General features: G+C 67.8%; 9 protein-coding genes. 4 read left to right on the top strand and 5 right to left on the bottom strand.

Annotated elements, in window-relative coordinates:
• The first annotated feature begins 130 nt into the window (after nucleotides 1-130).
• From RWX45_RS07605 to RWX45_RS07595, 3 genes are all read left to right on the top strand, one after another.
• A complete protein-coding gene (locus RWX45_RS07605; RefSeq protein ID WP_316023131.1) occupies nucleotides 131-1,282 on the top strand; it encodes a hypothetical protein in 1,152 nt (383 codons plus the stop codon).
• A gap of 240 nt (nucleotides 1,283-1,522) precedes the next feature.
• Nucleotides 1,523-2,053 carry a GtrA family protein gene (locus RWX45_RS07600; RefSeq protein ID WP_316023130.1) on the top strand — a complete coding sequence of 177 codons (531 nt, stop codon included), beginning with the start codon at nucleotides 1,523-1,525 and terminating at the stop codon, nucleotides 2,051-2,053.
• 152 nt (nucleotides 2,054-2,205) lie between these two features.
• Complete coding sequence (locus tag RWX45_RS07595) at nucleotides 2,206-2,952, top strand: VTT domain-containing protein (RefSeq protein ID WP_316023128.1); 747 nt, start codon at nucleotides 2,206-2,208, stop codon at nucleotides 2,950-2,952.
• A gap of 146 nt (nucleotides 2,953-3,098) precedes the next feature.
• On the opposite strand, the gene RWX45_RS07590 is transcribed toward RWX45_RS07595, so the two are convergent.
• The 3 genes from RWX45_RS07590 to RWX45_RS07580 form a co-directional block, all read right to left on the bottom strand.
• Nucleotides 3,099-4,178: a HAMP domain-containing sensor histidine kinase gene (locus tag RWX45_RS07590; RefSeq protein ID WP_316023127.1), complete on the bottom strand. Its 1,080-nt coding sequence runs from the start codon at nucleotides 4,176-4,178 to the stop codon at nucleotides 3,099-3,101.
• 105 nt (nucleotides 4,179-4,283) lie between these two features.
• Complete coding sequence (locus RWX45_RS07585) at nucleotides 4,284-4,952, bottom strand: response regulator transcription factor (protein ID WP_316023126.1); 669 nt, start codon at nucleotides 4,950-4,952, stop codon at nucleotides 4,284-4,286.
• Between the two features lie 186 nt (nucleotides 4,953-5,138).
• Nucleotides 5,139-6,143 carry a twin-arginine translocase TatA/TatE family subunit gene (locus RWX45_RS07580; protein WP_316023125.1) on the bottom strand — a complete coding sequence of 335 codons (1,005 nt, stop codon included), beginning with the start codon at nucleotides 6,141-6,143 and terminating at the stop codon, nucleotides 5,139-5,141.
• Between the two features lie 176 nt (nucleotides 6,144-6,319).
• On the opposite strand from RWX45_RS07580, the gene RWX45_RS07575 reads away from it, so the two are divergent.
• Nucleotides 6,320-6,955, top strand: coding sequence for an O-methyltransferase (locus tag RWX45_RS07575; RefSeq protein WP_316023129.1), 636 nt, complete (start codon nucleotides 6,320-6,322; stop codon nucleotides 6,953-6,955).
• A gap of 41 nt (nucleotides 6,956-6,996) precedes the next feature.
• Here the strand turns inward: RWX45_RS07575 and RWX45_RS07570 are convergent, their stop codons facing one another.
• The gene (locus RWX45_RS07570) at nucleotides 6,997-7,164 is read right to left on the bottom strand and encodes a DUF3117 domain-containing protein (RefSeq protein WP_073327418.1); all 168 of its coding nucleotides are present in this window, start codon (nucleotides 7,162-7,164) and stop codon (nucleotides 6,997-6,999) included.
• Nucleotides 7,165-7,304: 140 nt separating this feature from the next.
• On the bottom strand, nucleotides 7,305-7,795 hold a 491-nt coding region (locus RWX45_RS07565), incomplete at its 5' end, for a TIGR00730 family Rossman fold protein (RefSeq protein WP_316023124.1).

Below are 7,795 nucleotides of genomic sequence, written 5' to 3'. Positions count from 1 at the left end.
GGCGGACGACGCCGCTTCTCAAGCGGCGTCGTCCGCCTCTGCCGTCTCGCCGGCGACTGCACCCTCGACGGCGTCCTCCACGGTCTCCGAACCGAATCGGCTGCCCTCGTTTCTCGATGCCACCGGGCGGATGCTCTCACGCGGCTTTCGCCAGCTGCCGCGCAGCGCCGCCGTGCTCATGGTCTGGGCCGCGGCGACGCTGTTGTCCCTGCTGGTGCTGCGCCTGGGGGCACAGGACACCGGGCAGACGGTGTGGGCGCCGGCGCGCCCGACGTGGATGGAGCACGCCTCGTTTTGGGATTCGGGCTGGTATGAGCGGATCGTTCGGGAGGGCTACCCGACCCAGTTGCCGACCGGCACCGACGGCACCGTGCAGCAGAACGCGTGGGCGTTCATGCCGCTGCTGCCGCTGCTGGCCTCCGCCCTGAGCTGGACGGGCTGGTCCTTCTACGCCTGTGCCACCGCGGTGTCGTTGGCGGCCTCGGCGGGGGCGGCGCTGGTCATGGATCGTTGGCTCGCCCCGCATGTGGGCAAGCGCGCCTCGCTGTGGGCGGTGGCGCTGTTCTGGTGCTCGCCGTGCGCCGTCGTCCTCCAGTTGCCCTACGCCGAGTCCCTCGGCCTGCTGCTGGTGGCGGTGGCGCTGTGGCTGGCCGAACGGGGCCGCTTCCTGGCGGCGACGCCGGCCGTCATCGGGGCGGCTTTTGCCCGTCCGCTCGGCGTGCCCCTGACGGCGGCGCTCGGCCTGTGGTGGCTGTGGGAGGTGGCCCGCTCCCGCCGGGGCCGCCGGGAGCGGTTGCGTCTGCTGGGGTTGACCGCCGTGGCGGCGGCCAGCGCCCTGGCTTGGCCGGCAATCGCCTGGGCGGTCACCGGGCGCGCCGATGCCTACACGGCCACCGAGACCTCCTGGCGGGGTGGGGAGCTGACGCCGCTGCTGCCGTGGCTCACGCGTAGTCAGTGGTGGGTGGGTGGTCACCTGGGATGGCTGTTGCTCATCGGGGTCGCGGTGTTGGCGGTCCTCGCCCTGTCGGCGCCGGCGCTGCGGCAGGTGGGTGAGCCGGCATGGCTGTGGTGCGTGGCCTACACGCTGTATCTGCTGGTCTTCTTCGACCCGACGACGTCGGTGTTCCGCCTATTGCTGCCGTTGGCCCCGGTGGCGTGGGCGCTGGCCGCGCACACGCCACCCCGGGTGCGGGCGGCGTTGCTCGCAGTCGGCCTGGTGGGCCAAGTCTTCTGGGTGAGCTGGGTGTGGGACGGCTACAGCGCCGTCACCTGGGTGCCGTAGTCCGGGCGCGTGGGGGCCAGATCCGGAGCCGAGTGTCGTGTTCGAGTTCGCGGAACCGCGCCAGAAGAAACCGTCAGACGTGACGCTCGACACCTTCTCAGCGCACGCATGGATACGAGCCGTAAGATCGTCGTCGTGACAAAAGCGAGACCCGAGGCGCTGCGCGCGCCCGCCACAGCCGGCGTCGAGGCGCGCAGATACCCGGCCGGCGGGCAGCCGCCCGCATCCCCCGCCGCCGCAATGCCCGGGGTCTCCGCCGCTCAGCCGCCCGCGCGGTCACGTGCTGAGAGAACACTCGGCCAGCGGCTGCTCGCCTGGCTGCGCGAGCTGACCCAATTCGGGCTTGTCGGCGCACTCGCCTATGTCATCGACTCCGGCCTGTTCAACCTGCTGCAGCACGGTCCCCTTGGCGTGCTCGCCGGGCACCCAAATACCGCCAACATCGTCTCCGCCTGCATCGCCACATGCTTCTCCTGGGTGGCCAACCGCAGCTGGACCTACCGGGGCCGCACCCGCGACAACACAGTGAGGGAAGCACTCCTGTTCGCCTTCGCCAACGCGGGCGGGATTCTCATCACCCAGTTCTGCCTGCTGTTCACCCATCACGTCCTCGGGCTGACCGGCCCCTTGGCGGACAACATCGCCGCCTACATCGTGGGATTCGGGTTGGGCACCGCCTTCCGTTTCTTCTTCTACCACTACATCGTCTTCACCGGCCGCACCCGCGGTAACTCCGATTCAGACCGCCCCGCCGGCTCCGCGGCACGTTGACCCAGTTCATCGACACGATCTGCGCTCCGATGAGTGGCCAGACCGGCCCCGCGGACCAGGCAGCCGCCGGGGTCGCATACGTGCGCAATTCCACAGTCCAGATGCGGCGCCCGTCTCGGCGAGCGCCCAGGGTTTGTTCCTACTCTGAAGCCGTGACTGCTCTGAACCCGGTATTCGCGCTCTCCTCCGCGGCCTTAGCGGCGCCACTGCCCGCCATGCCCGCTCCCGCCCTCGGCCCTAAATGGCTCGACGCCGCCAACTTGATCACCAAGATCGTCGAATGGTTCGGCCCCTGGGCGATCGTCGGCGTCATGCTCGTCATCTTCGCGGAGACCGGGCTGCTCGTCGGTTTCTTCCTGCCCGGGGACTCCCTGCTGTTCACGCTGGGAATGTTCGTGGCTACCGGCGCCGTCGGGGTGCCGATCTGGGTCGCCGCACCGCTTCTGTGGTTGGCCGCCATTATCGGCAACCAGACCGGGTACGCCATCGGTCGCAAGGCCGGCCCGGCCATCTTCAACCGCGAGGATTCGCGCCTGTTCAAGCAGGAGTATGTCGATCGCACCTCTGCGTTCTTCGCCAAGCACGGTGGTAAGGCGATTACGCTCGCCCAGTTCGTTCCGATCGTGCGCACCTTCACCCCGGTCATGGCGGGCGTGGGCAAGATGCACTACACCCACTTCCTCGGCTTCAACATGCTGGGTGCGACGTTCTGGGCCTTCGGCGTCACCTGGCTCGGCTACTTCCTGGGTTCCATCACCTGGATTCAGAAGAACATCGACGTCATGATCCTGGGCATCGTCTTCGTGTCCGTGCTGCCGATGCTCATCACCGCGCTGCGCAACAAGCTGGGCTCCGCGAAACGCAACGCCGCCCTCACCACCGTCGAGGCCGCCGACTGACTGACAGACAACTGACACCCCCCTCACCGAAACCGGCACTAATAACGTACCGAAACCGGCACTAATGACGCACGGTCGTCAAGAGGCGGGGCGCCGCAAGTTTCGACAGATGGGTCGGTGGTCGCTTCCGACCCCGACCAGCCCCTTCACAGTCGGCGGCGTCGACCCACACTGACGAGCGCGCCACGGGGCAGCACATTGTTGGGGTCAAGCGATTTCGGCACGGCGTTGAGCAGGATTGAGAAGATCGCCGGGCTGCGCTGAGACAGTTCGATGCGACCGCCGTCGGCCTCAACCAGGTCCTTAGCCAGCGCCAGCCCCACGCCGGTGGAGCCGTGCCCGGAGACATTGCGTTCGAAGACATTCGGGGCGATGTCCTCTTCTACCCCCTCACCCTCGTCGGCGATATCGATGAAGACGCCGTGGCCACCGTTGGCGCTGCGCACCGACACGCTCGTCGTGCCGCCGCCATAGCGCAGCGAGTTCTCAATGACCGTTGCGAGCACCTGTGCCAGGGACCCGGGGGTGGCGAGCACCGGCATCCCCACCTCGTCGGTGAAGGTGATGGCGCGTCCTTCCTCTCGGAAGGCCGGCTCCCACTCCTCGCGCTGCTGGGCGAACACATCGGCCAGGTGCAGCGCCTCCGTGGTCCCCCCACCGGTGCGGCGCGAAATACGCAGGAGGTCCTCGACCACGCCGGTGAGGCGATCGACCTGCTCGATGCAGGCGCGCGCCTCCTCACGTACCTCCTCCTGGGTGGACAGCAGCTCGATCTCCTCCAGGCGCAGATTGAGGGAGGTCAGCGGCGTGCGCAGCTGATGAGAGGCGTCCGACGCAAACTGGCGCTCCGCAGCAATACGCCCCGCCACGCGCTCGGCGCTGCGCACCAGTTCCGCCTGTACCAGGTCGATTTCCTCAATGCCGCTGCGGCGCAACCTGGGGCGCACCTGCCCCGAACCGAGCTGCTCCGCTTCGGCCGCGAGGTAGATCAGCGGGGCGCTAATGCGCCGCGAGGCCTTCGCCGCGACGATGTACGCCGCTACGAGCGCCACCGCAGCAAGGGCCACTGTGGTCAGCACCACGATAAGAATGACCCGCAGATGGTCCTCGCTGTCGGAGGTAGCGCGGGAGGCGACGGCGATCCATGCCCCACCCAACGGGACACCTAATAGGACGACGGCGACGGACACCGCCGCCATGGTCATCTGCATAGCTCGGCGTCGCATCACGCTTCCCTTCGCGAACAGTCTGTCATGAGGAGGGTACTGATACCAGCATCCGCATGCCGCCCCTCAATCTTCACCAGCCCCTGAGGGCGTGCGGAACCGCCCTTAGACGGCCAGACGGTAGCCGCCGCCGTCGGCGAGCAGCAGCGTGGGGTTCTCGTCATCGTCACCCAGCTTGCGGCGCAGCCAGGTGATGTGCATGGTCAGAGTGCGTTCGGTCCCGGTCGGATCCTCGCCCCAGACTTCCTTGAGAATGTCGTCGGTGGACAGCACCTGGCCGACGCCGCGCACCAGCACTCGCAGCAGTTCGAATTCGCGCGTGGTCAGCTGCAGTTCCTCCTCACCGACAAAGGCGCGGTGGGCGGCGACGTCGACGCGAATATCACCGGCGACCAGCTCGTCCTCGATCGCCTCGCCGGAAGCGCGACGCACCTGAGCACGCACACGAGCGAGCAGCTCAGCCAGGCGGAAGGGCTTGGTGACGTAGTCGTCCGCACCGGCGTCGAGGCCGACGACCAGGTCGGTGTCCTCGCTGCGGGCTGTCAGCATGAGGATGGGCGTGGTCAGCCCCTGGGCGCGGACTTGCCGGGCTACATCGAGTCCGTCGATATCGGGCAGGCCGAGGTCGAGGACGATGATGTCGGCCCCTTCCAGGTCTTCGAGCGCGCCCTTGCCCGTGCCGTGGGCGTGGACCTCGTAGCCCTCACGGCCGAAGGCGCGGGCGAGCGGCTCGGAGATGGCAGGGTCGTCCTCAACGAGAAGCACAGTCGTCATGCTCTGGATCGTATGCGACTAGGGGCGCGGGAGTCATCCTCCGCCAGCAGGAGATAGCGCGCAGTAACAGGAGATTCGCCTAGCAAGTGACCGTGTTCATGCGACCGACGGCATTGGCGTGTCGCCCGCCCCTTCACCGAAACCGGCACGTCATTAGTGCCGGTTTCGGGGAAGGGGCGGCGGGGCTTAGGCGTCGACGGTGGCGGCAGCGGCCTCGGCCCGGGTGCGGGCCGCCTCATTGGCTGCACACACAATGTCGCGCGGCGAGACGGGCCGGACCCGCTGGGCGGCCTCGTCCTCAACGGCGGCCGTATCCGCGTTGTGCTTATCGATGTCGGGGGCCGCCAGACTGGAGGGAATCTCCTCGGCGGCAGCCTCCTCAAGTCCGGCGTCGACCTCCGCAACGTCCTCGGCGGCCTCCGCGTGCGCCTCCTCGGCCGTCTGCGCATCCGCTTCCTGCGATGCCGGGTCTTCTGCGACGGCGTGGTCGGCGTCCGCCGGCTCGGCCGGTTGTACCTCGGGAATCTCGGCGGTTGCGGTGTCCCCGGCTTCGAGAGCGAGGCGGGCCGATTCGGCAGGCTCGTCGGCAGCAGCGGGATCATCCGGCTTGGCGACGGCGTCTACCTGGGGCAACTCCGCCGTCACCGCGGCGGCCTCAGCGGCCGCGTCCTCCGGGTTCTTCTCCCCCGCCGATGCCGCCGGCTGCGCCGATGCGTCAACCGCGCCGGTATCCTCCGCAGCCGCTTCCGTCACGGTCGTCGCCGCCGCGGCCCGGTTGGCACGAGTCTCCTCGGCCTTGTCCTCAATCATCTTCGACAGGGACTTCGAACTCTTCTTCCCACTGGCCGTCACGGCGGAAGCAGCCTCGTCACTCGCTTCCTTGGCGGTGTTGACCACCGACTGGAACGGATGCGTGAGATCCCTGCGGATGGCATCAAGGTCCTCCCCCAGGGCATCGCGCACGATCTTGCGTGGGTCATAGTTGCGCGGGTCCAGGTCGGACAGGTCCAGGTCACCCAGTTCGGGGCCGACCTCCTCCGCGATCTGCGTCTTCGTGTCATCGATGAATACGCGCAGCCTGCGCACGCCCTGCGTCAGCTTGCGGGTGTACTCGGGCAGACGCTGCGGCCCCACCACGATGACGATGACCAGCAGAATGACGAAGAACTCCGCCCCGGAGATACCCAACATGAGGCCAGTATAGGTAGATGCGTGGGGGACGCGACGGCCAGGCAGCAGCAGGAAAGCGGCCAGACCTGAAACAATGAGGGCAGGGCCCGCACCGGATATGCCGGTACCGTCGGCCCTATGCGACGGTCATGCGGCCCGGTGCCGCAGGAACACAGGGAATACAGAAGGGGCATATGGTGGCTGCCGACAAGACACTGAGCTGGTCCTACACGGAGGAGTTCCCGGTCGAGAGCGAGCCGGCTGCGCAGGCGCGCTTGCGTGGCATTGAACTCGGCATCGACCCGGTGTCCCCTGCGACCGGGGCGGCCCTGCGCATGCTGACGGCGGCCGTGTCCGCCAAGTCCGTCGCCGAGGTGGGCACCGGCACCGGCGTCTCGGGTCTGTGGCTGCTGGCCGGCATGGGCGCTGACGGCGTGCTGACCACCATCGACGTCGAACCGGAGTACCAGCGCGAGGCCCGCCGCGCCTTCGATGAGGCCGGCTACCCGGGCTCTCACACGCGCATCATCCAGGGACGGGCCGCGGACGTCATGCCCCGCATGGCCGCCAGCTCATATGACATGGTGGTCCTCGACGTCACCCCCGAGGAAGCCGCCGAGCTAGTGCCGCAGGGAATCCGCATGCTGCGCACGGGCGGCGTCCTCGTCGTTACGCATGCGCTATGGAACGATCATGTCGCCGACCCGGCTCGCCGCGACCCGACAACGGTTGCGGCGCGTGAGCTCGGCAAAACGCTGCGGGACGAGGATGGGCTGCTCACCTCGTTGCTTCCGGTCGACGACGGCTTGCTGGTATCCGTCCGCCGGGCCTGACAGCCCAGCGGACCGGTCCGCCAGCGCGCCCTTGTCAGCTGTCAGTACTTCACGGAGGCCAGCGCCTCCTGGAGCTCCTTGATCTCATCGGGCGTGATCTCAACAACCAGGCGGCCGCCGCCTTCAAGCGGCATCCGCATGATGATGGAGCGTCCTTCCTTAACGACCTCGAGAGGCCCGTCGCCGGTCCTGGGCTTCATGGCAGCCATGTGCTCCCCTTTCATTGATGATTCGCGGATTGTCACCGCGTCTCCCAGGCGTATTCTACGGCATGATCACGCCATTTATGGAGGAAACGTGGCTGACTCCACGCCCCCGCGGACTCATCGCACCGCAGATTCCCGTCAGGTCACTCCGCCCGGTCGGGCGTGCGGGTGAGCCCATTGGCGCGCATGGTGCGAGCGGCGCCGACGACGAAGTCGACCGCATCGGCAGCCGTGTCGACCACCTGCAGGAGTGCCACGTCGTCGGCGTCGATCGTGGCAGCCTCCACGAGCGTATCGCGCAGCCAGTCGACCAGCCCGCCCCAGAACCGGGAGCCCACCAGGGCGATCGGAAAGGAGGGCACCTTCTGGGTCTGCACCAGGGTGACGGCCTCGAAAAGCTCGTCGAGCGTGCCCATGCCGCCGGGCATGATGACGAAACCGTCGGAGTACTTGAGGAACATCGTCTTGCGGGCGAAGAAGTACCGGAAGTTGATGCCCAGGTCGACGTAATCGTTCATGCCCTGCTCGTGAGGCAGCTCGATGCCCAGCCCAACGGAGATGCCGCCGGCTTCGCGGGCGCCCTTGTTGGCGGCCTCCATGATGCCGGGGCCGCCGCCGGTGATGACCGCGTAGC

Source organism: Actinomyces sp. MRS3W, from assembly GCF_032465695.1.
Taxonomy (GTDB): Bacteria; Actinomycetota; Actinomycetes; order Actinomycetales; family Actinomycetaceae; genus Actinomyces.
The sequence above is the reverse complement of the archived record's forward strand: the minus strand, read 5'-3'. Positions and strand labels throughout refer to the sequence as shown.